The sequence below is a fragment of the Nocardia sp. NPDC056100 genome (genome assembly GCF_042266325.1).
In the GTDB taxonomy this organism is placed as follows: Bacteria; Actinomycetota; Actinomycetes; order Mycobacteriales; family Mycobacteriaceae; genus Nocardia.
This window is the reverse complement of the sequence record NZ_JBHJVY010000002.1, coordinates 92,355-118,188: the sequence shown is the minus strand read 5'-3', so window position 1 is coordinate 118,188 and position 25,834 is coordinate 92,355. Positions and strand designations below refer to the sequence as shown.

The following is a 25,834-nucleotide window of genomic DNA, read 5'->3' as shown; positions in this document are numbered from 1 at the left end:
TAGCTTGATTGAGCGAACCTGTCACGGCTCGCCATACTCCGACAACGGAATCGACAGGGACCACACACGGTTCTTGACGGTGCGGACGTATTCGACAATCGCGGGATCGGTTGTCACAGCGCCGCCAACCCAACGACCATTCGGGCCGGGCTCGAACACTGTGAACGACACAATCGAGTCATCGAACAGCCACCAGTCGTCCGTGGTCAGATCGTCGATCGCGATCATGTGGCGGGGTAAGTACCGGACGTCTTCACCAGCCTCCACATTGAGGCGAGCCACGTGCTTCGCGTAGCGGGTGTAGTCGTTGTGTGGCACCGTGACTACCCGTGCCCTGTTGACTGCCACACCTCGACCTGTGGTCTTCCGGACCTGGTTCAACCAAGGCTGGAACCAGTCGTAATGCTCCGGCTCGCCATTAAGGAAGCGGACCAAAGGGGGATAGTCCGCGGGATAGTAGTCATCCCTGACCTCGAGATGAAACGCTTCACGTTTCGCCTCGTGAAACAACTTGTTGAACGCGTCACCCTGTACTAGCAGCATTGCCGCAGTAAGTCCTTTCTCCCTGGGTTCAGGAACACGAACCGGGCATTGTTGGCATGGTTGGCGGGGTCGCCGAGAAGCGGCGATATCGATACGCGCGCGAGCGGACTGCCGGCGTGATCGCGTCGAGGAACCGTTGCGAGCACCCTCGGCGGCGACGGCTAATTCGAGGCCGAAGGTTGACTGTTTAGGCGAATTTCATCGGCGATCAGCCTCGAAAGCGATGCGTGCGAAGCACGGCTCAGGTGTATCCCGTCATGGCCTGGTCGCGCTACGGTGGCTGCGTCTAGGAACAGGACATTACGCTTGTCGGCGACACCGCGAATTGATGCGCTGAGATTGCGTGATCTTTCCACGGAGTCAGCATTATATTCCGAACTGCTCTCGGCAAATCCGGGCTTGGTGGCGTCGAGATGGATGGGGCTCACCAAGAGGGTTATTGGCACCTCGCCCGTGCGCGTCCAGGCTGTCTGATCAATGTTGTCTATGTAACCGTCCAACGCGGCGGCAATGTCCTCGGGACCCCGGTCGAACCTGGTTTTGAGGTCATTTGTTCCCAGCATGATTACGACCATGTCCAGCGGTGAATGGCTACGCAGGCAGGGTTGGAAGTAAATCCGGCCGTTGCGATCATTTCGCTCCGGGTCGTCCAGATCGGTGGTTCGACCTCCCAAACCTTCCTCAATGACTGAGTACCCGTCGCCCAATATCGCCTGCAACTGACCTGTCCAACGAGTATCGGCAGGCCATCGGCCGCGCTCCTCCGAACGTTGTCCAAAAGTATTGGAATCGCCAAAACATAAGATTGTAAAGGCGGATGGATTAACGATCATTTACATTCCTCGCAAGTTGGACGGATATACCGAGATGCTCTGAGACACCGACAATTCCATCTAACCGTTGCACTCCTCGGCGGGTTAGTAGTTCAACAGATGTCAGGGCAGCGGCGACCACCGCCACAGGGGTGTGGCTATCGTGTCGGCGAACGACGCTCAGAGTGCTCGCCAGGTCCAAGGCTTCGGTACCAGTCCGCGGAGACACGCAATACGGTGCTCAGCTTCGGCGGCGGCTGCTGGCCGCGTGTCTGATCGGCCGAGCGCGAAAGCGGCCCATCGGAACTCTTGAATGTCGGCAAGTACTCGATAGCCTGGCCAACGGGTCACGTCGTAGCCGCCGTAGGCGTCAACGAAGCTTCGATATTGATCGTTGGTGATGCGCTGGAAGTCGGTGTAGTCGACTGCCAGTTGAACGAGATCCCATTCACGCCAACCCATGGATACTTTGTCGAGGTCGAGCACAATGGCCTCACCGGAGGGCGGTACCACGAGATTTCCTTGCCAGGCGTCGCCGTGGATGACGCGTGGCGGCAATGGTTCGTCGAGTTCGTCGTACAGCTGGTGCAGGCGCGCGTACCGCTCTAGGAGCCAAGAGCGGTCGTCTTCGGCGATTGGGGTTGCCGACGCGATGGGTTCTCGGATGCCGTCGAATGGCGCGTAGCTCGGCAGCGGGAACTCAGTCGGGGGTGTGAGTGCGTGCAATTGGCGGAGCATCGTACCCAGTTCGTCGGGTGTGGACGGCCGGTGATCCGGGATCAGGGTCCACCAGGTGACGGGCCGTTCGTCCACGACCGTGGGTTGCGGGATCGAGTTCACTGCTTCGACGGTCGCGATCCCATTTCTGTTGAGCCACTGCGAGATGCACAGTTCTCTCTGCGCTGTCCGATAGCTGTGCGGCTTGCCGATCCGCGCCACGATGCCGTTAGGCAACTCGAAGATCGCGTGTGAGCCGTCGCGGACGGTCACCGCTCCCTGGGCATCAACGTTGCTGAGTTTCGCCGCCCGGGTCAGCACATCGGCGGCCTGCTGGCTGGACTGGTTCATTTGGAGACCGCGGACATCTCGGAGTCGTCGGTAAGCACGCTGTACAGTCCGTTGACCTCGGGGATGGCGAGGTGTTTGATCGAGGCGCGAGAAAGCACCTGCAATTCATCGCGAATACGTTGGGAGTGAATGGCTTTCGCATGGGTCATGGCCTGCATGCCGAGCTTGGCCGCTTCCTTGGGATCGCCTATCCGCATGGTCAGTGTGGCCAATCGTGTGAGCGAAAAGGTTCGTGACCGAGGGTAGCTTTGACCCTGTCGTCGGATGGCTTGGCCGATCCGTGGCGCGGCCAACTCCATTTGGTTTCGCGCCAGCGCGACCGGGATGAGTGCCTTGCCGGTGCTGCCCAAGTGTTCGGCTTCGTCGTAGTAGCACATCCAGGGCGGGTCTTCGCCGGGCATGCTGTCGGCGAAGTAGTTATCTGAACGTGAGACCTCGGCGAGGGTTTCGTCAGTGCGCCCGAGTGCGGCGAGGAACTGTGCGCGTAGCGCGCTGAGCATGGCGCGGGTGGTGGCTGAGAGTCGGTCGGAGCGAACTTGGGCGAGTTCGATGAGCGACAGGGCGTTGTCCGCGCCGCTGGTGTAGGCCGCCATTCGGGCCATGTCGGCGAGCGTGCTCGCTCGTAGTTCCCACGATCCGGCGGCGTCTGCGCACCAGAGGGCGAATCGGGAGTGTTGGTCTGCGGTGGCGAAGTCTGCGATATCGAAGGCGGCAAAGGCTGCGACGCCACTCAGGTTGCCAACCGCTTCGAACAATGCCCGGCGCGTGTCGGGTGCGGCTCTTCCTCGCACGAGCGGTGCGAACGCGTAAAGCTGTTGACTGGCAGCAGCATTGGCAGATCCGCCACCGTGAAGGTTCTCCGCAGTCGCGGCACGGCGGGTAGCTTCCTTCACTTGCTCGACATCGGACCACGCGACGGCTCCGGCGCACCCCAGCTCGGGCACGTACCCGGCGGGCACAGCCTCGAGGTTGAACGGACTGAACACATTGGCGGTAAGCGACTTGCCGGGCTCGTCCGTGGTGGCGAGCGAGGTTGCGGCGGTACGACGCCTCGACTGCCGATCGCCGTCCGCCTGGGCACGAAGGGCGATAAGCGCACCGTTTGCCTCTAGCGCATTGTCGATTGCGGCAATGACCTCGGGCGAAGGGAGATTGGAGTCTTCCCACTCCGTCATGGTGACGTACTGGCGCGAGTAACCGATCATCGACGCCAGTACACGCTGAGATATATCCGCCTCTTTCCGAAGGCGCCTGACCTCGCGCGCCAGTTGAGCAGCAACCGTTGACGGTCGCCGGTCGGATTCGATCGTCGGGCCACCCTCACCGCTGGTCATGGCTTCATTCTGGTCTACCGCTCGGGTATGGCAAGTCCACTTTCGTAGCGACTTGCCATCCTTCTTGCCTGACCAACGCCGGGGTTTGCTCGTTGTGAACGAACCGGGAACCGCGCGGCTCGCACGTAGTCGACCAGGGGGAACTGTGGCCGACCAGCCTCACGATCCGCCGGTCCAGGCGGAGGAACCCACGCCGGGTACACGGTTGTTCCGGTTCCCCGGCGGCGTGTTCGAACTCCAGGCCAGCGGAGACGAGCCCGAAGACTACGGCGGGTTCTATCTCCAGTTCCACGATTTCCACACACCCGACGGACATGACGATAGAGGGCTGTAATGCGTTACAAGCCAACGCGTTTGGGCTATGTCCGAACCGATGAGTCAGGGGTGGCTCAACTCTGGGATCAGACTCAAATCTGTAAGCTCGCAACACGTTTGGGCTACGACCTCGCCGACATGGTGATCTACGATCCCCGTTTCGGGCGGCCCCCGTTGGCGCGTTCGAAGGCGCAGGCGACGCGGTTGGACGCGGAAGCAGTCATAGTCCCCGGCCCTGAGCATTTCGAGGGCGCGGAGATACCGGGGACGTCGGTGCAACAACTCGACGCACTGTAACCGCGGAAGAGATCTACGCCCGCCGCATGATGCCGCCGGTTCGGGACCTCGAGCCTGCTCGAGCAAACGGCGTGTAGGCAGGCTGGTCCGGGCCCCTGAAAACCATTCCGATGCTCGGAACCTCGGGAGGGGGTGGTTGATCGACGTAGCGATTCAGGACAATTCGCTGGCGTTGTTCCACAACGCAATTCGCGATGGACCCTCGACCAACCGCAACCGTGCCGAGGGTTTCCGCATCCCAAGGGGATATGTCCCAGCCCACCGAAGACGGGTTGGGGCATTCCCGCATCTACACCTGATGAGGAAATCTTGTGATGGCTGTTGATTTGGCGTCCGGGCTCGGGGCTGGGGGCGTCGGGTGAATGCTCTGGATGCGTTCAATGTCGAGGTTCGTACCGCACGTGTATGGCAAGTCCCTTCGTAGCGACTTGCCACCTTTCTTGCCTGGCTGGCGCGGCGGTTTGCTCGTGGCGAACGAGATCGTGAATCGCGCGGCTCACACCCAAACCAACGGAGGAGCGCTGATGAACCGAGGTAGCAGGGTCTTCAGGTTCCGAAAGGGGCGGACATGAACCAGGCTGAGAAGGCCGTGATCTACATCAACCTGGGTGTGTTGACCACCAAAGCCGACCGGGACTGGGCGGAGTACCACTCCCGCCAACGGGCGCATGACCTCGGGCTACGGGTCGCGGACGTCGTTGTCCTGGGCAACTCGGACGGTGCTCACCTGCGGACCCTGTACACCACTGTCCGCAAGGTGGATGCGGGGATCGTGATTACGCCGAATCTTGGCCACCTGGGCGGGGATTCGGTGGATGTCACCGCGTTCGCCGAGCTTCAGACCGCTGATCCGGCGATGCGGTACCGGTGGCGATTGCGGTTGTCGGAGAAGGAACTTCACGACGCGTTGGACTCACGTCGCCCCCAGACCCATCAGGACCAACCGCGATAGGCCACCGCACGATGCTCGGGAAGAAACGGAGGTGGCCCAGGGACAGCATCCAGAACTGAGCACTCGATGACCCCCGGGGTTCGGTTGATACAGGCAACCGCAACTACCTATTCGACCAGTACTTGCCCCGGGGGTCTTGCGCCCCTGACATTGTGGAGAGCGATAACCATGCGCGCAATCGGATACGTGAGCAAAACCCTCGCCGGTGACCGGCGCTCGGAGATCGAACACCAGATGTGGGACACCGCAACACGATTCGGCATCGAGCTGACGATGATCGCCTACGCCGAAGCACCACCGATTGACCAGCTCGAACGTCTGGAAACCCTTGTCCGGACCGACGACCCTTCGTATGTCTTCGTACCCGATCTGGCGCACCTCGGCGACATCGATCCCGTCGACATCGACGGCTGCCCAGATGTCTATCTGCTCGCCGAACAACGCCTGTACACGATCTACCTCGACAACGAGGAACAACCCGAGGGCACGCCGAGGATCATCGAACCCTGGACCGGACCCGGCGAACGATGACGTATTAGCTCGGTCGTTCCCAGCACGATCAGCTCACCCCGTGCGGTATTCAGGTGCGCGTTTTTGTGTGCTGGTGAGGACCTCGAGACCGGGGTTGTTTGGAGCGTGGTCGAGGTCGAGTCAGCCCGAAGGCATCGAGGCTTCGGCACGCCCGGTATCGCGCCGCGTGGGCTGCGGGCGCGACCGATAGGCGCTGGGTGGATTGCCGGTCCATCGAGTGAACGATCTGCTGAACGCTGCGGAGCTGGTGTAGCCGAGGCGGGCCGCGGTCTCTGTGACTGTGAGGTCGAGGACTTCGAGCATGTCGATTGCCAGCGCACAGCGGGTCTCCTCCTGGAGGATGCGGAAGTTGGTTCCCTCCTCGGCAAGTCGTCGGTGCAGAGTCCGGCGGTCCATATTCAGTCCGGCCGCGATCTCGGTCGCAGTAGGCGCAGTGTGGATCTCGTGCAGGAGGATCGCGCGGATCCTGGCAGCGAGCGGGCCGCGGGCGAGTCGATTCTGCACGAGGTCCAGGCAATGCTGCTCACACAGTGCAGCGGTCGCTGGATCCGGCATCGACATCGGTTCGGCAAGAAGATCCAGTGGGAACGTCAGTTCTGTCGTCGGACGGTCAGCGATGATCCGGAGCCGTCCCATCGGATCATGTGCGAGGTCGGTGAGCATCGCAGCCATGCCATCGATCAGTTTCGCCGCACGGTCCTCGGGAAGCGCCAACTCCAAGCGGGTATCGCCGAGACGATCGACGAGTTGTGGACTGAGACAGCGCAACACGATCACGCCGAAGATGAGGGCGATGTCACGTTCGAGCAGAAAGGCACGGACGTCGACGGGAAGATGCTTGTGCTGGAAGGTTATTCGCCCTGCGGTCTGGGTGAGGCTGACGGTGATGTCGATGAATCGGTTGCCGATCCGCAAGGTTCGTAGTGCGATTTGAAGAGCTTCGCCGGCGGTGGGGCTGCTGAGCATAGCGAAGCCCAGTAACCCGAAGTTCGTCAGCGAGAAGCGCATCGCGACCTCGGTGCCGAGGCCCGGCCGGTCTTCGAGTGTGTGCACTAGATTTCGCGCGACCGAGAGCTCTTGCACGCCTTCGACTTCCAGGTCGTCGGCGTCCATATCGGCGAGAACGAGCCCTGTCGAGGCGAGCAGGCGACGCTCGGGGATCCCGTGTTCGATTCCGACCTGGACCATATGCCGAATGCCGATGACGCCGCGTCTGAAACCCCACGACTTTCCCTCCACCGCGCCGAAAGTATCACGGTCCCGTCCCATCGGATCATTCCCGCCGTTCCGGGCGGCTCATACGGTTGCCTGAGGCCGTCCAGAAGTCGGCGCATGTACCGGGGCGATTCGCTCCCGGCTCCGACGCGGTACCGTCCGCGACAAACAAGAAGGTCCAAACCCAATGCATTCCCTGGTGATTCGATGGCTAGGACTGGCCGCGTTGTGCTTTGCCGAGCTGCTGGTGTTCCTGGACAACACCATCGTCAATGTGGCGTTGCCGAAGATTTCGACGGATTTGCATGCCGGCACCTCTGGTTTGCAGTTGGTGGTCGACATGTACACACTCGTGTTCGCCGGCCTGCTTCTGACCGGCGGGTATCTGGGTGATCGCTTCGGCCGCAAGACCGTACTCCTGATCGGAATCACAGGTTTCGCGGTGATGTCCGCACTCGCAGCGATATCGACCGACCTGGGGCAACTGATCGCCGCGCGAGCAGGCCTGGGACTGTTTGCCGCACTTGTCTTTCCGGCGACCCTGGCCATCGTGGTGATCCTGTTCGACGACCTCCGCGAACGCGCGATCGCGGTAGCCACCTGGGCCGCGGTGGCCGGAGTCGCCGCCGCGATCGGCCCGGTGGTGGGCGGGTGGCTGCTCGAGCACTACTCGTGGAGTTCGATCTTCTGGATCAATGTTCCCGCTGGTGCCATCGCCCTGGTCGCGGTGGCGGCGCTGATCCCGCCCAGTCGCAATCCCGACACTGGACGTTTCGATCTCGGTGGCATGGTGCTGTCGATGGTCGGGATCTCGATCGTTGTCTACAGCGTGATCGAAGCACCGAACCACGGCTGGCTGACCATTCGCACCCTCGGTGGGATCGTCATCGGTGCAGCGGTCATCGCGGCGTACGTGGTGTGGGAGAACCGATTCCCGTCACCATTGTTCGATATCCACCTCTTCCGTGACCGCAATTTCGCCGCGGCAGCACTGCTGCTGACATTCGGCATGTTCGCGCTCATGGGATTCGTGTTCCTGATGACCCAATACTTCCAAGGCGTCAAAGAGCTTTCACCCTTGGAGACCGGCATCCGCACACTGCCCTTCGCCATCGCGATGACGCTCTTCGCGGGACCGAGCATGTGGTTGGGGTCGAAGATCGGAGCGGGTCGTACTGCCGTGCTCGGATCGCTGGTCATGGCCCTGGCCTTCTGCCTCACCATCCGGTACGACGCGATCACCTCGTACTGGGGTGTGATCGTGCCCGTCATGGTCACCTTGGCCGCAGGCGTGTCACTTGTCGCGGGACCGGCGACCTTGATGGTGCTCAACGAACTCTCGACCGGACAGGTCGGAGCGGGATCGGCGGTCAACGACACAAGCCGCGAACTCGGCGGCACTCTGGGAGTCGCCGTTCTCGGCTCGATCCTCGCCTCGATCTACTCCGCGAGGATAACTACCGATGTGGCCGACATCCCGCTGCCTCAGGCCGCACGCGACGCGGCGGCGAACTCCATGCTGGCAGGGGTTCAAGCCGCGCGATCCATTCCGGATCCCACCGGTGCCCAACTCGGTGGTCTCGTCAAAACCGCCTTCCAGCAAGGCTTTCACATTGCCTCCCTTACTGCTGGAGGTGTTGCGGCAGTGGCCGCTATCGCTGGATGGCTCTTGCTCGAACCGAGCCCACCCTCACGCACGAGGCCCAACAAGCGGGAATCGGGATCGCCCTGCGATCCCTTACGCACACGACCCCGCCCACTTCCTCGTTCGTGAGCATGGTCGCCAAACCTGCAATGCAGCATCAGGTTTCGCCAGTGATATCGCGTGTCGTTTCCATCGTCTAACGCTGTTCGACCACTGTTGGCAGCGGCGTTGTGGTTCCTGTGGCTGTGCGGGAGAAACAGGGCGATGTTCCGCCGAGGATGAGGACGTCGGGGCCGACCCCGTCGTCGATCGCGTTGCCGTGGCGGACGATCAGTTGATAGCCGTCGGAGGTGGCGGCAATCGATTGCACGGCGAGTTCTGTCTCGGTGACGTTCCACCGTTGGCTGCCCCAGTACTTGCGAACATCAGTGAAGTATTGGTCTGCCTGCCCGGACTCGATACCGGACACGTAGTACACGACCTGAGTCTTCACCGGTCCGGTCGTGTCGTTCGGATCACCGTCGCATGGGGCTGACGCGCGGTGACCTGCGTCCAGGTCGGCGACGCCGACTCGTCGGCGTTCGATGTGCAGCCCACCGACCATCACATACCGGCCAGCCGTTTGTCGCTACTGGCTGTCTGGGCCGGGGTACAGCGGTGTGCTGGTGGAGCAGACTTTCCAAACTCCGTCGTGGTTGAGGAGACGAAATTGGACTGTGCGTGACGGAAGGTCGCCCGGGTACGTGATGATCGCGGTAGTGACCGCAGCGTTGCCGCCTTCCACCGTTCCAGAGAAGTTGTTCACTGTCGCCGATCCCCGCTCGACGTCAGCGCGCAACGCACCGAGAGTCTCCGGCCCGGCCGAGCTGAGTTCCTCAGCGATGTATCCGCATGTGATGGCCTTCAATCGTGTCTCGTCGACGGCGTTGTAGGCAGAGACATAGGCCTTCGCCGCTTCAACGATTCGGCCTTGCGCGTCGATGGTTGGTTCTCCGATGCGCTGTACCACTGAAACGATCAATGCACCGGCAACAGCGAGAACTGCGGCGGTCGACGCCGCCGTGACCGCGAATCTCCGTAACGCTGTGCCGCGACAAACTGTTGCCACGGGATTGGCGGTATTGTCCGCTCCGGCTGTCGCATCAGTGCCTTCGTTGGTCATAACGTCTCCTTTCATAACCGCGCCGCCAACCGGCGGCTACGCGCCGGTCGCATACCGTCAAGACTTGTCAGCTCGCACAGTTCAGCAGAACCCATCGTGGTTCGGGTATGACCTAGTCCTTCTTCTCCACTTGATCGGCTCTCGCCCAGCGAATAGTTATAGGGATCCACAAAATGTAGATGCAGATGGCGGCCGGTAAGGTCTGAGTCAGGAAGCCTGTCATCGATCCCCGCGTGTGCCACGTGAGCGCGAACACCACAGCAATCAGAAAGACTAACGAAACGATAGTGGCCGTTGCTCGCCACACCGTTTTATATGAGGCCACGCGACCAGCCTTATACAACTCCAAGACTTTCATTGACAATTGCCTCCACTGTAGGTGTCGGGCCACCATGAGGCGCCCGGTGGAATGCGCGTGTATTTGATCTTCAGGCAGTTACCGTGAGCTTTTGCCCACTGAGCCATTACTACTACGGATGCGGCCATTGTGCCGCATATAACACCGCCGATACCAATGGTGTACGTTCCGATGGCTGCGCAGATTACGCCGGATGCAGCGGTTACGCCTGCGCCGGAGAGGAACTCGGTCATTGCCTTGTTGAAATAGATCGTGCAGGTCCAGGTGCCACAATCGCCCACCCAGTCCTTGGACTTTCCATCGTTGACCGTGAATCTCAACCATGGCCAATAGACCTGTTGCGGCGGCCCGACCTCGGGGGGCGGCGGTGTGGCCTGGTCGGTCGGCGACGTCTGCCCGGGGGCGGGGAGCGGCTCACCAGGTGGGGCCGGAGGCGGTGGTGGCACGACTGGACCGGGCGCGCCTGGCGGCGGCATGGGCGCGCCACCGTTAGGTGTGCCGTTGCCGGTACCGGGTTCGGTACCCGGCACCGGGACAATCGGCCCATTGCCGGGACCGACAGGGGGCGGGATGAGCGCGCCGGCGTTGGGGCCCGCGCCGTTGCCGGTGGGTGGCTGGCCTGGCAGGACCGGGGTGGGCAGCGGGGGCGGTGGAGTACTCGGCGGGCCTGTGGGTGGCGGTTTGGGAACTGGAATGCATGGCCAACCTGGGTGCATCTGCTGCCACTGTTCACACGGAATATCGGGCTGCGCGGACGCGACCGAGGCGTCGGTAGCCATCGTGGCAGCCGTGGCCAGAGCGAGAGTCATCAGGACTACCACGGTGCGCGAGCCTCGGCGTACCCTGGGCGCATCAAGAGCTCTCGCGACAGGTTCGGTGTGCATCGTTGCTCTCTTCCCTAGAGCCAGATGGGTCGCCATAGACAGCGACGGTGTTGTCCTCGGTCGTGGTGGAGATGCGCGACAAGAGGTGGGCACTGGTGGTTTCACAGCCAGATCGGGTCGCCGTAGACGGTGACGGAGTTATCAGCGGTCGGGGTGGAGATGCGGACCGTGGCGTAGGAGCGCAGGGTCACCGGTCCCATGCAGGCGTCGATCTTGACTTCGACCTGGTCGGCGGTGATGGACGCGCGGTTGGTGGCCAGGGGTTTGGTGCCGAAGTCGATCGTGGCGATCGAGCCGGGTCGCAGGGTGGTGGAGATGTTGGGGTTGACCGAGGCTTGGCCGCCGATCGTGGCACCGGGGAATTGAGAGATGGTGACTGAGGCGTTGGGGCCGATGGAGAAGCCCATGCCCAGGGTCAGGCCGTTGGAGACGTCGACCTGGCAGCCGATCTGATATCCCAGGGTGAGACTGCCGGCCGAGACGGGTTGGCGCCCAGCGCCTTTGACTTCGGCCACAGCCTTCAGTGCCACGAACCCTTCGCGGGTGAACATGGTCGCGGCCAGGTTGGGATACCGGTCAAGGTTCTCGGCGGTTTTGGTGATCGAGAGCTGCCAGCCGTCGTCGGTGTCGACGACGCGGTTCTTGTCCGGCACCGTGTCGGCGTTGGCGGTGCCCACACCCGATGTGAGCGTGCCCGCGGCGACGGAGACGAACAGCGCGCTGGTGAATACGGTGCGTGCGGTGACCATGTCCTGGGCTGCCCCTTCTCGAAGTGACCCGCTCCGAACCCGGCGGCACTGCACGGGTTCGGAACGGGGGTCGATGAGTCCTCGATGAGCGGACGAGCATTGGCGACCGTCACCGCTTCGACGTGGCAACTACAGCTGGAACCCTTCTGCAAACGGAACCCCGACCGCCGTCACACCACGATGTAAACCCGCTGTCATATCGAGGTTTACACAGGTGAGAACTGCAAGTTCGCGTCGGAATCGCCCTGGATGATCCACGCCACAGTGACACCTCAGGCCCTAGAATTCGTTTCCGTGAACCACCACGATCAAGGCCGAGAAGCGCTGGCCGAGCATCTACAGCTACTTCGTGGTGAACATTCGGAGCTGAGCTTGCGTGCCATCGGTGACCGCGCACAGGTCAGCCACACGACCGTGGCGCGGGCGCTGTCGACGGCCGACAAACTTCCGTCCTGGCCCTCGATCGCCGCGATCACCCGAGTCCTCGGCGGCACGGACTGCGAGGTCGAGCCCCTGTGGCTCTGGGCCTCCAGCGGCACACCTCCGATAGCCGTGAACGACTCCGAGACTCCCGCACCACACGCTGAGCCCGGCACACAGCGCTGGCCACGCTGGTTCATTTCGGTGTGTGTGGCTTTGACCGTCGCGATGATGGTCTTGGCCATCGTGCACAGCGCCGTGCCGCCGCAGTCCAGCGCGGACCGATGGCTCGGCGACCTGGCCCAAACCGTCTTCGTCGCCGCGGCGACCGTGGCATTCGGCATCAACGGAGTACACGCCCGAGGACGCGAGCGACAATGGCTGCTGCTCGCCTGCCTGGCCAGTGGCTGCTGGGCCGCAGCCATGTTGTCCTGGACCATCGTCCACGAAATCGGCGGCAACCACGACCGCGGCACCTCGCTCGCCGAACTCGGCTTCCGCGCCTACTCAGTGCTGATGCTCATCGCGCTGTGGCTACGCCGCTCCCCCACCCGTGGCCGGGCACAACACAACGACGTCGTCCACACCCTCGCTCTCACCGCCACCGCCGCGCTGTCGATCCCCGCGCTGATCTGGATCCTCGCCGCGCTGCTGCACACTCACCCCGCGGACCTACCCGACAACACCGCGATCCGACTGATCTACCTATACCCGATCGCCGACGCCGCCATGCTGGCCTTGGCACTGCTCACCGGCGCACACGGGCACCGCGTCACCCAATCACGTGTGCTCGCAATGGCATTCGCCGCTCACGCCATCGCCGCAACCCTCGCGACCATCGATACCGCCGCCGACGCCACCACCGACCTGGTCGCCAGCTCCGAACTCGGATTCACCATCTTCACCGGGCTGCTCGCCGTCGCCGCCATCGCCCCCACGGACTACCGCACCCGCCCGTCGCGCCACCATCACCTCATTACCCGCGCACTGCAGAGCACAGGACTGATCGCCCTGGCCATCTACATCCTCACCCCGGCCATCGGTTCCCTCCCGCCTGCCGTCAGCCCCCACATCGCCGCCGGTCTCACGCTCCTGCTGGCCGTAGCGCTGATCGGCAGCTTTCACCACGCGAACCGCTGATCTTTCGATCGCCGACACCAACCTGTTGGATCAGCTCGAAACTCCTCTGATGCAAGGCATTACGGTCTATCGGTGCGGCAGGACAGCAGCACAATCGAACGAATCCCGAGCTAGCTGACTCCTCTATCGATTGCGCCGATCTGCTCCCTCGACGGAGCAGCCAATAGCGTTATGAACAAACCAATCTCGCCGTCGACACCGAACTGTCCACCGTCCACCGGCAGATCCGAAACCTACGCCTTCAGTTTCCTGAACCCACGACGGCAACCACCTTGCCGCGATGTGTGGCCGACGACGCGATTCGACCGGCTCAGCCTGCTACGACGCGGCGCATCTGCAACGCGTGAAGGGCCTCCATAACCCCGAGCGCGATAAGCCACCAACCGGCGAACAGGGTCAGTACGGAGATCGAATCGAACGGGGACACAATCAGCATGGCTCCACCCACGATGATGACGATCCCGAAGAACACCTGCCAGCCACGCGCGGGCACGACCGGATCCGACAGTGCAGCGATCAGTTGGGTGATACCGCGGAACAGCCAGCCGATTCCGATCCAGAGTGCCAGCAGGAGAATGGATTCCAGCGCGTCCCGGAAGCAGAAGAAACCCAGGATCAGGGAGAGCGCACCACTGAGGAACGCGAAAATCCGCACCCCGGCGGGAATGTGATCGCCGAAAGCCGTGACCAACTGCATGATGCCCGCCACCACGAGGTAGGTGCCGAACAGCACGCCGGCGACAACGAGTGTCGGACCAGGCCAAGACAGGATGAGCACACCCAGTACCACCGAGAGAATGCCGGTCAGAAGAATCATCTGCCAGGCAGCACGGGCCATCTGCTGCAGCGGACCCGTCACGGACTCTGTACCGGTCATGATCTGAACCAACCTTCGCTCGAGCTCTGCTCCGATTATCCGGAATGCCCTCTGTTCCCGAAGGCGTTCCAGCCCACAGGTTTCAGGTGATCCCTGATTGACCATCGTTGCGCACGATCCTCGATCTCGCGACCTCTGTGTCGGACTCCGAGCGGCGAGCGCATCACCGCGCGTTTGGGCACGATGTGTTGGTGGACGAGTATCTCGTGACGAAAGATCAGCAGTTCGACGGCTTCCGGCAGGTGTGGCACGAACGATCTGATGGTGTACTCCATGGCTCGTACAGGGTGTATTGGGGAGCCGGGCCCGTGGTGTGTATGGACGGACAGTACGAAGCCGGTTCCCAGGAAGGCATCTGGACCTATTGGGATCGGGACGGGAAAGTGGAGAGACAATCGCGTTTCCAGCATGATCACGAGATCGAGAAGCGCACGGCCCCACCATGGTTCGTCGACGTGCATGACCAGTAGTGACATCGTCCCGTTGCGGAGATCCGCTGGTATCGAGGCTGCGCTCCGATGCGTGCTGGCCGATCTGACAGTGCCACCCCACGGGCATCACGTCGATGTCGCAGGTCGGTGATGATGACTGGAAAGTCGAGAATCCGAGCGACGCCCGAGACCGGAATGACGTCGGCCTGTGCGTCGTCGGGCGTTGTGCCACTGTCGATATCGTGGATGCGAAGGTACAAGGCGTAGCGCGGAATTCGGCAGCACCTCCGCAGGTCCTGTTGGCAATCCTGAAATCTGCTCCCAGACTCGCATTCGTGCACATTGATCGGCTCGGGATCGCCCCGGTGGTGTACGACGCGATCGCCGCCGACCCCGACCCTGAGGTCCGAATGCTGTTGGCCGAGAGCTGGTATGCGCCCGGAGCCCAACGCGCCCGGCTATCCGACGACCCCGATATCCGGGTGCGCCGCGCATTGGCCGAGGGTCCACGCCCCTTCCGGACCCACATCGACCCGCTGCCCAGCCACGCCTTCACGATGCTGTGCGGCGACAGCGATCCGCAGGTTCGCGCTGTCGCCGCCGCAAAGGGATGGGAAGCGCAGCCCGCGGTGCTCCGCACGATCGTCAACGCATCCGACAGATACGCATACCTGTGGTCGAAAGCACTGGCAACCGCACGCTTGGAACCGGAGACCCTCGACCAACTGCGCCATCGAAGCTTTCCGTTCCTGCTCCGACTGGCCGAGAATCCGCACCTGCCCACCGAGTTACTCGAACTGCTCGCCACCGATTCCAATCCCGCTGTCCGACTGGCAGTCTCGATGCGCTACGGCCTCACCACACAGGCGCGCCGAGCCATCGATCACCGAGTCCTGCCCCATGACGCGATATTTCCCGCATTCTGGGCATCCACCAGCGAATCCGACCGCTTCCGCAACCGGATACCGGCCGAGGACAGAGCGTGAGCGCGTGTTCGCACTCCGAGTCGGCTCAGCTGTCTTCAGTCACGCGGTGATGCGTGACAGTGGTGATTCACTACCTGCCGTGAATTACCGGTCCCCGCCCTGCGTCGCCAATTGCTTTACCGCGGTGATCATTTCGGAGAAGAACTGCTCCGGCAACACCCGCCACGTCCACGCGCTGCCCAGGCTCGATGGAAGTCGGTCAACGGCATCGGCGACGAGACCGTATCCATAGTGTTCGGGGTGCTCCCCTGGCAGCCCGAGTCCGACCGCCAGCCAGGGCATGAGCTCTCCAAGCTCGAGATACTCCCACCACGGCGCGTCGTCCCAGCCGCGCTTGTTCTGGACAACTTCCTCGAAATACCATGCCCTCGAGCACAATCGGCGGATCGCGTGCGCGACGCGATCCTCGACGTCGGCAAGCTCGATATCGATCGCCGCATGCGCCTGACCGATATAATTGAAGACCGGACCGAACACATTGCTGGCATTGGACAACACCTCGCACACCGACGGCCGCTGCTGCTCCAGCGAGAACCAACCCTGAACTCGACCAACGTTCAACGGTTCGGCGACGGTCCACAGTCCAGAGCGACCGAGCGGCCACTCCAAGCTCTCGTCCAAGCCGGAGAACCCGAGGATCGGTCCCAGCGCCTCGTCACGCCACTCCAACGAGGCTGTGCGAGCAAGGGCACGGACCACCGCGCCTTGCTTGTCGGTAATCGGCGCATCGAGCTGTTCGACGGTGAGCGGCCCGAACTCCCGACACCATCCGTGCAGTACCGCCTGGCGAATCCGCTCCCCCGCCCGCCGCGCGGCCAGCGGTTCACGCGCGGCCACAACCACTCGGTACGTCTCGTCCCATCGATCCCGATTTCCCACACGATCATTGTCCACGGCTCACGACGAACCAGCGTCGGCGAATCAGCGTACTGCCCAACGTTATTGCCGAGACGGATCGGACCACGGTTCACGCGTGTGCCGCTCAATGCCGTGGACCCCTGGCCTGCCGATCCAGCATTCCCCGTAGCTTCTCCGCGATGCGTGTCGCGATTTCCAGAACTGACTCGGCTGTCCATCCGGCAACCGTGATGCGCGTGGTCGGGGTGTGAAGGTGGACAGTTGCCATTGATCCGGGTTCATCGAAGCTATCGCTGTCCGCGCGCATGACTGCCACCGCGCCGAGCTTGGTGAGGCGGTCGTTCTGCACGATTCGGTATAGCGGCGTGTCTTCCGTGTACACCTTGCCTGCTCGGATGCGGTCCATCTCGCCCTTCGAGGTGACCAGAGGTTCCTGCCCGATGCTGAGACTGTGCGCATCGCTATACCAAAGGCAGTTGGTCGACCCGGCCGGCTGATCCGGATCAGCCGGAACGCCCCTGGCGGACAGCCCGACGATGAATTCCGGGATCAATGTCGCCACCGCAGCGCATTCCAATGTCGCAACCATCGGGTTTCCTCTCCTTATCGTTCGCGCAGTGTAAATAGAGCGGAGCCTTGCGCCTCGGGAGGGGTTGGGCACCTTGCGTTACTTCCATTAACCCGATTCTTCAAATGGGCCTTCTCTCTGACGCTCCGTTCCGACTTCGCCTCAGCAACTCAGTAAAAGATATCGAACTGCTCTACCTCGGCGTCGGTAAGCCGACCGGCGGCAAGATTGCCGGCCTTTGTGTTTTGCAACCAGAACATATACATCCATCGACCTTCGCCCGCTGGACGTGGATCCTCACGGTATGCGGTTGCAACCTCCGTCAGCGCCTCTTCGAGGCTTCCCACGATGGGCTTCCAGGCGCCATCTTGGCCAACGGTTCCGACTTCCATCAACCCACTGGACACAACCCATTTGAGGACTGCCACTGCCTCGTCGAACGCCTCGTCCAGCGGATAGAGCTGACGAGCGTTGTCGTAGAGTTCGACGATCGACACCAGATCGCCACTTCCGCTGTACACGGCTTGTCGAGTGAGCAGTTCATTCATTGGCGATGCACCCTCACTGATTTACGATCCAGGTATCGAATATCGACTGTCTTCCCACAGTTGGCGCAAGCACCAGACTAAAAGATGCTGCGGCGGACAACCCAACCCTCAGCATCGACTTCTCTGCGGGTTTTCGCCAGCTCCTGGTCACGACCGCAGAAAAAGTCGGCAGCGCGTTGCGACAGAACCAATCCTTGGGGCTTCGCGATGTCGTCGATGCCGCCGCGGCCATAGACGTTGAGGGCGTACAGGACCGGAGGTATAGCCAAAGTATCGGGATCTTCGGCGAATTCGGAGGTACGACCGGCGGCGGGGACGAGTCGGTAGCCAGTGAGGTCGGTCGCTGCCAGCGCGGCTGCCAGGGATTCGGTGACGCCGTAGAGCCCGCCTATACCGGAAGAGAACAGCTCAGTTGTGACCGGATGCAGAATCGAGAACACCGCAGTGATGAGGGTGCGAGGCGACGTGGTGGTATCCCAGAGCTTCTCTGCGTTGTCGGCGGGAACCTCGGGACTCAGTTTGTAAAGCGTCATGAGGAAGCCTCCTCACGGTCTGGTGGGCGGGACGAGTTTTCAGGGGACGATTGGCACCGGCGGTACTGGGACGCCGGGAAGTATCCCCGGCACGCCGGGCGGTACCCCGGGCTGGGACGGAGGATTCTGCAACGCCAACCCGAACCAGGCCGCGTACAGCGGAATCAACTCGGTGCCGTCGGCGATCGAACGGTACCGCCAGACCGGAACGTCGGGCCGGTCGTCCGAAACTGTCGGATCCCAGACCGGCACATGCGCCGCCTCCGGCGGAAGCTTCGCGCGTACTCGTCGTGTGTACTCCGAGTCGTCCATGTCAGCACCTCGTTCTGCTCGGCTGTGCACCCACGGTAACGACGATAGCCAGCAAGAAGCTACGGCTGGTTTGGGACGTCAGCGGGATCGCATCATCGGCATGACCGCGCACTTGAGCCGACTGAATCCAAGAGGCACAACCACAAACCTATGTTGAGAAGATCTGTTTGCTATTCGATAGCCTGAGCGTTGACCGTGACGGCAAGGCAGGACAACGATGGACCAATTCGACTGTACGAAGAGCTATCGAGAGTTGCTTCGCGACCGGGTAGGGCCGGTGCTGCGGTCGGCGGGATGGAAAGGAACCGCGCCTACGTGGACCATAACCAACCCTGCGGGTAACCGGGCTGTCGTCAACTTCCAAGGAAACAAGTACTCCCGACGCGAGCAGGCAAGGTTCTTCATCAATCTGCGAATTCAGCCGAAGGTGTGGGTCGAGTACTGGAAGGCCATATATCCGGATCAGCAGTTGACGACGAAATCCGGCCTCTGGTTCGAGCGAATGGACCCTCCCGGCGCCAACGAGTGGAACTTCACCACCGCTGCGGAAGCCGAAGAGTGCTTCGACCACATCGTCGCTCGGCTGAACGGCGAGGCACTCCCGACGATGCAGGAACTACTCGACAACGAGCGTCTTATCGCACTACTGACCTCACGCAGCGCAACCCATCCAGGAGTCGCCGTGCTGTTGACCGAAAACGGGCCGAGCAAGGAATTGACCGCACTCTGCCGGGCGCTGCAACAGCCCGCGGAGGACCAACTACGACGACGGTATCGCGACCAAGCGCTCGACTGGATCGAAACCAAGCTCGGCCCTATCGAGACCTGGGCACTCTGAGGATTCGAATCTGCCGACGGTTCTCGAAGGGAATTTCAGTCCCCCGTGCGGTCACCATCCGTTCCCGATGATGTTGCGCGAGTGGGGATGCCACCCGGTAGTACCGAAGGGGTCCTGTGCTCCGTCGCCGCCGTAGCCGTACCACCGCAGGTCCCCGTTGTCCTCGACACCCCACAACGTGTCATAGCCGACGTCAATGGCATCGGCCCCGGCGATGGAACTGGGTCCGGCGAACAGGGAGCGGAATCCGGCCCATCCTCGGCCGATCTGATTGCCGTTGTTGGGGTGTGCCCCGGTGGCTCCGGACGGATCATTCTCACCGTCGCCGGTGTACCGGTACCAGTGCAGAGCGCCGTCGTCACGGACCCCGTAGATCTCCGGTCCGACCCCGACGATGAATTTGAAACCGAACCAGCCGTTGCCGATGATGTTGCCCGAGTTGGGATGCCAGCCGGTCGCACCTGAGGAATCGTGCTCACCTGCGCCCAGATAGCGGTACCAGTGCAGAAATCCCTCCTGGTCGACCGCATAAATCACTCGCTCGGGTTCGAATCCGAGCGGTCTGACGAAAGCGGCCCGGACGAATACGTGCAGGAAGTTCTGCCAGCCGTTGCCGATGGTGTTGCCGTTGTTGGCGTCCGCGCCCAGCACGCCCGCGGGGTCCTGGGTGCCGTCGCCGGTGTAGCGGTACCAGCGCAGGTCGCCATTGTTCTGGATGCCCATGAGCACGCCGTCGCCCATGCCGAGAATGTGCTGGAAGTCGGTCCAGCCATGCCCGATTGTATTGCCGGAGTGGGTATCCCAGCCGGTGCTGCCCGAGCGGTCGGCGGTCCCGTCACCGAGATATCGGTAGTAGCGCAGATGGCCGTCGGGTTCGACCCCGAAGACGCGCCCGGCGAACGGCGCGGACAACCCCGAGCCGCCGTGACAGATGAGCCGGAATGACATGGCGTCCTCCTTGAATCGGCCGATAGGGTCCCCGACCCTTCACATCCTGGCGCGCGGTGCCGCGGTGAGCCTGAGTACCGGACCACTCGACTTTCTCCCCATGCGCTCGGCACGACCCTTTCCCGCATATCCCGTAACTGCGCACTCGTGCGCAGCCGATCAGCAGGCTGCGGCATATGCGGATATCCAGTCGCGGGCGTGAACGTTCGCCTTTAGGGTCACGACGTGGCCGGGACATCTGGTCAAGATCGAAAGAGGTTGTGGGATGAGCAGATTCGCTGAAGTCATCGTTCTGGCACGTGGGTCGGAGGAGGTCATGGAGCATCTGGAGCAGGATGACGATTCCCGGCGATGGCATCAAACGTTCATCGCGATCGATGACACGAAATTCTCGGGGGCGGGGTTTCAGTATCGATCGAGCGAATGTTATGCCTGGATTATCCAGTTCTCCCGAAATACCTGGGGCGGGCTGTTGTCGTATCTCGAAGCCCTACCGTGGCCACGCCCGGACTCGGTGCAGGTCCTCGTCCGCGACGAGGAGGACGACTGCTTCGGACTGTGGATGATCTACGACGGCAAGCTGACCGAAGTACCTCTTCCGCGAACAGAACGGATCGAATCCCCCGGCCGCTCGGTCACCGGTGTGTTGATCAGAGAGGACCGGCAAGAACCGCCTGAGCCCGCAGGCAACATCGGATGAGCTGAGCCGCAACAGCTCTGATTGTCTGTCACCGTGCGGCGGCGTCGCGGCTCCGCTCAGAGCGCACCATGTGGTGTAAATGCGGCTCCTTCTGCAGGCCGCGCCGCAGAGACCCGACGCGATGTGCGCCCGGGCGGCCAGACACGCACTGCCCTTGTGGAAACGCCCGAAAACCTGAGTGTCGCACAGCTATTCGCGTCACACTGGAGCCCGCCGTGACTGATGGAGGGTGAGGATGTCCGATCCGCTGGTGTCGACTCTGAGTAGGGACGTTGTGCGGGCGGCTTTCCCCGAGGAACTACCGGCCTTCGACGCTGTCGCGGGCGCGTACTTCAAACGGGGTGACCGTCTGCTGCGCCGCCGGCGCGGTTCGCAAGACCCGCTGGGGTTCGGTCTCGCCGACGTGGAAACCGTCGCCACCGCTTACACCCTGGTCTACGCCAACGAGATCGTCAAAGAACTCGGCCTACTCTGGCTGAAACGCACCGGGGCACAGGCGCGAACCCGTTTCGAACGGTTTCGCCGTCGGCGCGCGCCTCGGCCCACGCCCGAACAGATGCGAGAAGTCTTGGCGAGCCTCACGCCTGAGCAGCGCGCGGCCATACTTTCGGTGGCCGGCACAGTCACCCGGAAGGTGGGCGCTCCTGCCGATCTGGCGGAGCGGATCACCTATGAGATGGACCTGCGCCTGCGTGCCGAGACCGACCCCGACGCCCTTTGACCCGCTCCCGCCCGCCCGCGGGCACCACGATCCGCTTCATCGTGCTCATCCTGCTGGTCGCTGTCGCCGGGCTGTTCAGCTTCATCCAACTCTTCTATCTGTTCCCGCCCAGCGCGAACCACTTCTTCACCATCATCGGCGACTGCTTGACGGCTACGACCGGCTACGACCCGAATGTCGACGTGGGAGCCGTCACCGATACCTACCGCACGTGCGAGTCCGACGCCTTCCGCCTCGAATTGTGGTGGTTCCTGGGCGGTTTCGCGGTGCTGGTCGGACTCACAGTGCTCCTGTATCTGACATACCCGGCGTGGGTCTCGATCCGCAACGACATGAAGCCCTATCTACCCAACGAATACAACGCCGCAGTGCTGCAGCGGTTGTCGATGCTGGCGGACCGCATGGACGTACATCCCGCCTGGTATTCAGCCGGGCGCGCGGTCGGATCCGCAGGCGGCCGCGCGTTCGGCCTGCCTGGACGGCGCCGCGTGAGCATCAACCCTCCCCTGATCACACTGTGCGCCACCGATCCGCAAGTATTCGACGCGACCGTGCTTCACGAGCTCGCCCACCTGCGCAACCGGGACCTGGACCTGACCGCGCTCACCATCGCCATCCTGTGGTCCTTCGTCGCGGTGGCCGTCGTGCCCGTGTACGCGCTGGTGCCGCTATCTCGCACCGAGTGGTATCAGGACAGGCTCGTAACCCCTTCGGCCGCATCGCTTCTGGTGGACTGGCGGCTACTGCTCATACAGTCGCTGGCGCTCACCGTTCTGGTTTACGTGGCACGAAACGCCGTACTGCGGGTGCGCGAACTGCAGGCCGACGCGACCAGCGCGGCCTACGATCGGGCCACCCCCGAACTTCTGCGGCGGCTCTATCGGCAGTCCAACAGACACGGCCTCATGCAGTGGATCGTCCGGCACAACGGTACCCATCCCTCGGCCGCCACCCGCCTCGCGGCCCGCGAGCAACCGGAGCACGCGTGGCGCCCAGCGTTGCCGGAGCTGACGATGATCGGCCTGGCCGTCGGCCTGCTCGCGTCCAATCTGCACCAACTCGGCAGCCAGGTGTATGTCGATCTGCTCCGCAGCATCAACACTTTTCATCCCGACGCACTCATCGGCCTTTGCCTCGGGCCGGTGTTCGTTGCACTCTTGTTGATCTCGTTGTGGCAGCGCACCGGGGAACGACGAGCCCCGTATCTGACCCACCCGCTCGCCCTGCTCAGCGGTCTGTACCTGGGTCTGCTCGCTCCGCTGCTGACCCGCAGGCTCTCCAGTCCGGTCGACGGTTCAGCCGCGCTCACCCGCTGGTGGCGTGGTGACGTCGTGCCAGTGCTCGGTGCGAGCGCGGCCTTGCTGGTGGGGGCGATCGTGCTTGCTCTGTGGTTCCGAGCCGCGACCGAACCTGACGCGTGCCCGCCGCACCACACCCGCTGGGTGATCGCGAGCGCAACTCTGGCCGCGAGCCCATGGTTCGCCGCCTGGTACGTCTGGACAAGTTTGCCGCCGATCGCACGCACGAACGGCCTGAGCTGCTGGATAGATGGCGCCACTCAGGGGCGGTACGCGGAGGCGTTGCTATGCCCGCCCGCATTTCCCGCCCTCAACCTGGTGGAGGTCAATCCGGCATTCCTGCTCGGCCTCACCCTGATGTGGCTGCTCCCACTGGGATTCGCCGGGCCGCTGCGAGTCCCACTCGTAGCCGGTGCCTGCGCGGGTCTCACGCTTGTCGGGGCGGGCATCGGATTGGCCTTCTGGACCAGGGACCGAGTGCCCGAGGCCAATCGCAACCTCAGCACCGCAGCCGGTGCGGAGTTCTTCGATACCTACTGGCACACCTATCTGGCGATGGTGCTCCTGGTCCAGATCGTCACCGCGGCAGCCCTTCTCGCCCTCGTTCGCAGCCGCTGCGCTCGCACCGCACTGCTGACCATGTCGATCATCGCTGTACTGGCCACCCTCGCTCAGCTCGCCACTTGGGCCACCGCGCGCTGTCTCGATCTGTGGGGACGCCATCCCACCACCTGTGTCCCGCCGCTGGTTCCGACCAAACTTGCCGCGGACCTGCACACCATCACCCTCTACAGCCTGCTGGCGGTGACACCGGTGATCCTGCTCGGCTCGGCACTGCCTCGCATTCCGAGCCGCGCCACCGGCCCCACCCGCGCCGGTGGTATCGCACTGACCGCAGTACTCATCGCCATCCTGATCGCCGTTGTACTCAATTGGCCTCTGGCATGGACCAACTGGGTGCGCTGGGGCTGACGGGGCGATGCCGCCAGTCATTACGCCGAACTTGCTCACTACTGCGACAAGCTCTCGCACAACCCTTTTCGGTGTAGTCAGGATCCTCGGCGATAAAGTGCCCCGAGTTCTTGTCTGGATAACGGGTGCGGCCGCGTCATCCGGTACTCACCGCTGCGTCGGTTGATATACAGGTATGACGGGTAGTGGCCGGATTCAGCACATTGCCAATGCATTTGGCCCGCAGCGAGCTGAATCACCAGGTTGCCGGCTGGACCGGCAAGTAGATCTGTCGCCATCCGCTCCGCCGCGGCTCGGTTCACGGGCCGAACATCGGTGAGGTAGGAGAACATCCGCCCCACATACTCCGACCACCACCGCACCCACACATCGCCACTGCTCGACGCCAGATCAGCGGCGGCGCGCAAGGCTGAATACTCCTGCGCGACTTGCCATCCCATGATTCGCCGGGAGTAGTCGTGCAGGACCCAGGCGCAGTAACTCCGCTTCGGGCACTCAGCATCCGCTGCGGCAGTCACCAATAACGGCAGCCCCGCCGGGTCGTGGAGCAGTAGATCCTCATCCTGCTCCATCAACTCCGCGTCAGTGTCGGCCGCCCAGGCCCAGAAGGACTCTTCATCAGCAAAAGGCCACACTCTCGCAGCCTAGCCACTACATCGCGGGATAACCCGCTCACCACCACTGGACCACAAGCCGTGCGCCAACCCGACCTCACGATGCCTTCATCGGATCGAGGGAAGCCTGGTCAGATCTCGAGTTCATCGCCGATCTTGCGCAGATGATGGCGTGCGAGAGCCAGATTGGCGCGCACACGATCCAGCGCCAGGTAGAGGAACAGGCCCGTGGAACGCTGGGCACTCAGCGGGCGCAGAATGTGATACTGCCCCGATAACGTGATCAGGATGTCCTCGATCCCGTCGTTGAGGCCCAGCTGTTCGATTGTGCGGATCTTGGCTCTCATCACCTCGGTGCTGCCGGCCGCGCCGATCTGAAGATCCAGCGACCGCGACCCTCCGGCTGTGCCGAGGGCCATTCCGCTGGTGCAGTCGACGACCGCCGCGCCCAGCACACCGTCGATGTTCATCATGTCCTTCAATGCCACATCCAGGTTCGACATCGCTCGCCTCTCTCCCGTATTGCGTTGCGGCTCAATAGGTTTTCGGGACATTCGATCGGGACCCGTTGGACGACAACGCGAAACCGGCACCGGTCATCACTGTTTCTGTCGAACCAACGGACGGGGCCAGCAGATCCGCGATCGCTCCCGCCACCGGACGCGCCTCCAGATGCACCCGTCCCAGCACCGCGTCGGCGGCGGTCACAACGGTCAGCATCGCGGTCGGACCTGCGGAATACACGACCACATGCCCGGCGCCACTGTCGATGACGACCTCGTGCAGGTCCGCACCGTGGGTCGTCGCGACGAAGGTCAGCGATAGCGACAGCTGCGCGGCCGCCAGGGCGGCGATACCGGTGGGTTCGATCGACTCGGGTAAATCGCTGGCGATCAGCAGACCATCGCTCGATGCCACCACCGAGCCGATCAGATACGGAAGGCACTGACGTAGCTCGGATAGTCGGAGTTCTATTTCACTGGTCGGCGGCTCCTGGTGAGAGTGCAAACGATCGCCCCTTCCTGGATTGTTCTCCAGATCATCTGCCCGCCACGACCGACGCCGACCATTTCGACACCACACGCTTTGCCGATGGGACCAGCTCGGCCGCAACCGTATCTGCGCAGAGCGAATCCTCTTGGCTCGCTGTGCTATTCATGCGCTACACGACATTTGTTCGCCCGAATCCAGGATTCGGAGGGATC

General features: G+C 62.7%; 28 protein-coding genes. 10 read left to right on the top strand and 18 right to left on the bottom strand.

Annotated features, from left to right (window positions below; genetic code table 11):
* Positions 1-21 precede the first annotated feature (21 nt).
* From ACFC0O_RS12175 to ACFC0O_RS12160, 4 genes are all read right to left on the bottom strand, one after another.
* Positions 22-543 carry a DUF6879 family protein gene (locus ACFC0O_RS12175; RefSeq protein WP_375956500.1) on the bottom strand — a complete coding sequence of 174 codons (522 nt, stop codon included), beginning with the start codon at positions 541-543 and terminating at the stop codon, positions 22-24.
* Positions 544-704: 161 nt separating this feature from the next.
* Positions 705-1,376: an SGNH/GDSL hydrolase family protein gene (locus ACFC0O_RS12170; RefSeq protein ID WP_375956498.1), complete on the bottom strand. Its 672-nt coding sequence runs from the start codon at positions 1,374-1,376 to the stop codon at positions 705-707.
* 159 nt (positions 1,377-1,535) lie between these two features.
* Entirely contained in the window at positions 1,536-2,423 is an 888-nt protein-coding gene (locus ACFC0O_RS12165) for a phosphotransferase enzyme family protein (protein ID WP_375956495.1), read from the bottom strand.
* On the bottom strand, positions 2,420-3,757 hold the full coding sequence (locus tag ACFC0O_RS12160) for a helix-turn-helix domain-containing protein (RefSeq protein WP_375956493.1): 1,338 nt from the start codon (positions 3,755-3,757) through the stop codon (positions 2,420-2,422). Before ACFC0O_RS12160 ends, ACFC0O_RS12165 begins: the two co-directional genes overlap by 4 nt.
* Positions 3,758-4,937: 1,180 nt before the next feature.
* Between ACFC0O_RS12160 and ACFC0O_RS12155 the strand changes: the two genes are divergently transcribed.
* Both ACFC0O_RS12155 and ACFC0O_RS12150 read left to right on the top strand, forming a co-directional pair.
* Positions 4,938-5,321, top strand: coding sequence for a hypothetical protein (locus ACFC0O_RS12155; protein ID WP_375956490.1), 384 nt, complete (start codon positions 4,938-4,940; stop codon positions 5,319-5,321).
* A gap of 168 nt (positions 5,322-5,489) precedes the next feature.
* Positions 5,490-5,852 carry a hypothetical protein gene (locus ACFC0O_RS12150; protein WP_375956487.1) on the top strand — a complete coding sequence of 121 codons (363 nt, stop codon included), beginning with the start codon at positions 5,490-5,492 and terminating at the stop codon, positions 5,850-5,852.
* Between the two features lie 120 nt (positions 5,853-5,972).
* Here ACFC0O_RS12150 and ACFC0O_RS12145 read toward each other — a convergent pair whose 3' ends face one another.
* The gene (locus tag ACFC0O_RS12145) at positions 5,973-7,121 is read right to left on the bottom strand and encodes a helix-turn-helix domain-containing protein (RefSeq protein ID WP_375956484.1); all 1,149 of its coding nucleotides are present in this window, start codon (positions 7,119-7,121) and stop codon (positions 5,973-5,975) included.
* Between the two features lie 133 nt (positions 7,122-7,254).
* On the opposite strand from ACFC0O_RS12145, the gene ACFC0O_RS12140 reads away from it, so the two are divergent.
* Positions 7,255-8,841: an MFS transporter gene (locus ACFC0O_RS12140; RefSeq protein WP_375956481.1), complete on the top strand. Its 1,587-nt coding sequence runs from the start codon at positions 7,255-7,257 to the stop codon at positions 8,839-8,841.
* Between the two features lie 67 nt (positions 8,842-8,908).
* Here ACFC0O_RS12140 and ACFC0O_RS12135 read toward each other — a convergent pair whose 3' ends face one another.
* The 3 genes from ACFC0O_RS12135 to ACFC0O_RS12125 form a co-directional block, all read right to left on the bottom strand.
* Complete coding sequence (locus ACFC0O_RS12135; protein WP_375956478.1) at positions 8,909-9,316, bottom strand: hypothetical protein; 408 nt, start codon at positions 9,314-9,316, stop codon at positions 8,909-8,911.
* 24 nt (positions 9,317-9,340) lie between these two features.
* On the bottom strand, positions 9,341-9,874 hold the full coding sequence (locus tag ACFC0O_RS12130) for a hypothetical protein (RefSeq protein ID WP_375956475.1): 534 nt from the start codon (positions 9,872-9,874) through the stop codon (positions 9,341-9,343).
* 1,343 nt (positions 9,875-11,217) lie between these two features.
* On the bottom strand, positions 11,218-11,865 hold the full coding sequence (locus ACFC0O_RS12125; RefSeq protein ID WP_375956472.1) for an MspA family porin: 648 nt from the start codon (positions 11,863-11,865) through the stop codon (positions 11,218-11,220).
* A gap of 294 nt (positions 11,866-12,159) precedes the next feature.
* On the opposite strand from ACFC0O_RS12125, the gene ACFC0O_RS12120 reads away from it, so the two are divergent.
* A complete protein-coding gene (locus tag ACFC0O_RS12120) occupies positions 12,160-13,425 on the top strand; it encodes a helix-turn-helix domain-containing protein (protein ID WP_375956469.1) in 1,266 nt (421 codons plus the stop codon).
* Between the two features lie 310 nt (positions 13,426-13,735).
* On the opposite strand, the gene ACFC0O_RS12115 is transcribed toward ACFC0O_RS12120, so the two are convergent.
* Complete coding sequence (locus ACFC0O_RS12115; RefSeq protein WP_375956466.1) at positions 13,736-14,407, bottom strand: HdeD family acid-resistance protein; 672 nt, start codon at positions 14,405-14,407, stop codon at positions 13,736-13,738.
* Positions 14,408-14,493: 86 nt separating this feature from the next.
* Here ACFC0O_RS12115 and ACFC0O_RS12110 point away from each other — a divergent pair, with 86 nt between their 5' ends.
* Complete coding sequence (locus ACFC0O_RS12110) at positions 14,494-14,772, top strand: hypothetical protein (protein ID WP_375956464.1); 279 nt, start codon at positions 14,494-14,496, stop codon at positions 14,770-14,772.
* A 296-nt stretch (positions 14,773-15,068) separates the two neighbouring features.
* On the top strand, positions 15,069-15,719 hold the full coding sequence (locus ACFC0O_RS12105; RefSeq protein WP_375956461.1) for a hypothetical protein: 651 nt from the start codon (positions 15,069-15,071) through the stop codon (positions 15,717-15,719).
* A gap of 84 nt (positions 15,720-15,803) precedes the next feature.
* Here the strand turns inward: ACFC0O_RS12105 and ACFC0O_RS12100 are convergent, their stop codons facing one another.
* From ACFC0O_RS12100 to ACFC0O_RS12080, 5 genes are all read right to left on the bottom strand, one after another.
* Positions 15,804-16,556, bottom strand: a complete 753-nt coding sequence (locus ACFC0O_RS12100) for a hypothetical protein (RefSeq protein ID WP_375956458.1) — start codon at positions 16,554-16,556, stop codon at positions 15,804-15,806.
* Between the two features lie 145 nt (positions 16,557-16,701).
* Positions 16,702-17,166 (bottom strand): hypothetical protein, encoded by a 465-nt coding sequence (locus ACFC0O_RS12095; RefSeq protein WP_375956456.1) that lies wholly within the window; start codon positions 17,164-17,166, stop codon positions 16,702-16,704.
* Positions 17,167-17,315: 149 nt separating this feature from the next.
* Positions 17,316-17,693, bottom strand: coding sequence for a hypothetical protein (locus tag ACFC0O_RS12090; protein WP_375956454.1), 378 nt, complete (start codon positions 17,691-17,693; stop codon positions 17,316-17,318).
* 77 nt (positions 17,694-17,770) lie between these two features.
* Positions 17,771-18,226 (bottom strand): hypothetical protein, encoded by a 456-nt coding sequence (locus ACFC0O_RS12085; protein ID WP_375956452.1) that lies wholly within the window; start codon positions 18,224-18,226, stop codon positions 17,771-17,773.
* A gap of 39 nt (positions 18,227-18,265) precedes the next feature.
* A complete protein-coding gene (locus ACFC0O_RS12080) occupies positions 18,266-18,538 on the bottom strand; it encodes a hypothetical protein (protein ID WP_375956449.1) in 273 nt (90 codons plus the stop codon).
* 217 nt (positions 18,539-18,755) lie between these two features.
* Here ACFC0O_RS12080 and ACFC0O_RS12075 point away from each other — a divergent pair, with 217 nt between their 5' ends.
* A complete protein-coding gene (locus tag ACFC0O_RS12075) occupies positions 18,756-19,376 on the top strand; it encodes a DUF4304 domain-containing protein (protein WP_375956446.1) in 621 nt (206 codons plus the stop codon).
* 51 nt (positions 19,377-19,427) lie between these two features.
* Here ACFC0O_RS12075 and ACFC0O_RS12070 read toward each other — a convergent pair whose 3' ends face one another.
* Entirely contained in the window at positions 19,428-20,324 is an 897-nt protein-coding gene (locus tag ACFC0O_RS12070) for a tachylectin-related carbohydrate-binding protein (RefSeq protein ID WP_375956443.1), read from the bottom strand.
* A gap of 265 nt (positions 20,325-20,589) precedes the next feature.
* Here ACFC0O_RS12070 and ACFC0O_RS12065 point away from each other — a divergent pair, with 265 nt between their 5' ends.
* From ACFC0O_RS12065 to ACFC0O_RS12055, 3 genes are all read left to right on the top strand, one after another.
* Complete coding sequence (locus ACFC0O_RS12065) at positions 20,590-21,024, top strand: hypothetical protein (protein ID WP_375956440.1); 435 nt, start codon at positions 20,590-20,592, stop codon at positions 21,022-21,024.
* 235 nt (positions 21,025-21,259) lie between these two features.
* Entirely contained in the window at positions 21,260-21,745 is a 486-nt protein-coding gene (locus ACFC0O_RS12060) for a hypothetical protein (protein ID WP_375956437.1), read from the top strand.
* On the top strand, positions 21,742-24,015 hold the full coding sequence (locus ACFC0O_RS12055; protein ID WP_375956434.1) for a M48 family metalloprotease: 2,274 nt from the start codon (positions 21,742-21,744) through the stop codon (positions 24,013-24,015). Before ACFC0O_RS12060 ends, ACFC0O_RS12055 begins: the two co-directional genes overlap by 4 nt.
* Before the next feature lie 77 nt (positions 24,016-24,092).
* On the opposite strand, the gene ACFC0O_RS12050 is transcribed toward ACFC0O_RS12055, so the two are convergent.
* The 3 genes from ACFC0O_RS12050 to ACFC0O_RS12040 all read right to left on the bottom strand — a co-directional run bounded on the left by ACFC0O_RS12050 (position 24,093) and on the right by ACFC0O_RS12040 (position 25,712).
* Entirely contained in the window at positions 24,093-24,650 is a 558-nt protein-coding gene (locus tag ACFC0O_RS12050) for a hypothetical protein (protein ID WP_375956431.1), read from the bottom strand.
* A 110-nt stretch (positions 24,651-24,760) separates the two neighbouring features.
* A complete protein-coding gene (locus ACFC0O_RS12045; protein WP_375956428.1) occupies positions 24,761-25,132 on the bottom strand; it encodes a hypothetical protein in 372 nt (123 codons plus the stop codon).
* 31 nt (positions 25,133-25,163) lie between these two features.
* Positions 25,164-25,712, bottom strand: coding sequence for a roadblock/LC7 domain-containing protein (locus ACFC0O_RS12040; RefSeq protein WP_375956426.1), 549 nt, complete (start codon positions 25,710-25,712; stop codon positions 25,164-25,166).
* Positions 25,713-25,834 lie beyond the last annotated feature (122 nt).

Coding starts and splice junctions, on each gene's coding strand:
- ACFC0O_RS12150 (WP_375956487.1), top strand. CDS start 5,490: ATGCGCGCAATCGGATACGTGAGCAAAACCCTCGCCGGTGACCGGCGC.
- ACFC0O_RS12175 (WP_375956500.1), bottom strand. CDS start 543: ATGCTGCTAGTACAGGGTGACGCGTTCAACAAGTTGTTTCACGAGGCG.
- ACFC0O_RS12130 (WP_375956475.1), bottom strand. CDS start 9,874: ATGACCAACGAAGGCACTGATGCGACAGCCGGAGCGGACAATACCGCC.
- ACFC0O_RS12080 (WP_375956449.1), bottom strand. CDS start 18,538: ATGGACGACTCGGAGTACACACGACGAGTACGCGCGAAGCTTCCGCCG.
- ACFC0O_RS12135 (WP_375956478.1), bottom strand. CDS start 9,316: ATGGTCGGTGGGCTGCACATCGAACGCCGACGAGTCGGCGTCGCCGAC.
- ACFC0O_RS12155 (WP_375956490.1), top strand. CDS start 4,938: ATGAACCAGGCTGAGAAGGCCGTGATCTACATCAACCTGGGTGTGTTG.
- ACFC0O_RS12045 (WP_375956428.1), bottom strand. CDS start 25,132: ATGTCGAACCTGGATGTGGCATTGAAGGACATGATGAACATCGACGGT.
- ACFC0O_RS12160 (WP_375956493.1), bottom strand. CDS start 3,757: ATGACCAGCGGTGAGGGTGGCCCGACGATCGAATCCGACCGGCGACCG.
- ACFC0O_RS12075 (WP_375956446.1), top strand. CDS start 18,756: ATGGACCAATTCGACTGTACGAAGAGCTATCGAGAGTTGCTTCGCGAC.
- ACFC0O_RS12060 (WP_375956437.1), top strand. CDS start 21,260: ATGTCCGATCCGCTGGTGTCGACTCTGAGTAGGGACGTTGTGCGGGCG.
- ACFC0O_RS12145 (WP_375956484.1), bottom strand. CDS start 7,121: ATGGGACGGGACCGTGATACTTTCGGCGCGGTGGAGGGAAAGTCGTGG.
- ACFC0O_RS12090 (WP_375956454.1), bottom strand. CDS start 17,693: ATGAATGAACTGCTCACTCGACAAGCCGTGTACAGCGGAAGTGGCGAT.
- ACFC0O_RS12125 (WP_375956472.1), bottom strand. CDS start 11,865: ATGGTCACCGCACGCACCGTATTCACCAGCGCGCTGTTCGTCTCCGTC.
- ACFC0O_RS12095 (WP_375956456.1), bottom strand. CDS start 17,166: ATGGTTGCGACATTGGAATGCGCTGCGGTGGCGACATTGATCCCGGAA.
- ACFC0O_RS12115 (WP_375956466.1), bottom strand. CDS start 14,407: ATGGTCAATCAGGGATCACCTGAAACCTGTGGGCTGGAACGCCTTCGG.
- ACFC0O_RS12085 (WP_375956452.1), bottom strand. CDS start 18,226: ATGACGCTTTACAAACTGAGTCCCGAGGTTCCCGCCGACAACGCAGAG.
- ACFC0O_RS12065 (WP_375956440.1), top strand. CDS start 20,590: ATGAGCAGATTCGCTGAAGTCATCGTTCTGGCACGTGGGTCGGAGGAG.
- ACFC0O_RS12165 (WP_375956495.1), bottom strand. CDS start 2,423: ATGAACCAGTCCAGCCAGCAGGCCGCCGATGTGCTGACCCGGGCGGCG.
- ACFC0O_RS12070 (WP_375956443.1), bottom strand. CDS start 20,324: ATGTCATTCCGGCTCATCTGTCACGGCGGCTCGGGGTTGTCCGCGCCG.
- ACFC0O_RS12140 (WP_375956481.1), top strand. CDS start 7,255: ATGCATTCCCTGGTGATTCGATGGCTAGGACTGGCCGCGTTGTGCTTT.
- ACFC0O_RS12170 (WP_375956498.1), bottom strand. CDS start 1,376: ATGATCGTTAATCCATCCGCCTTTACAATCTTATGTTTTGGCGATTCC.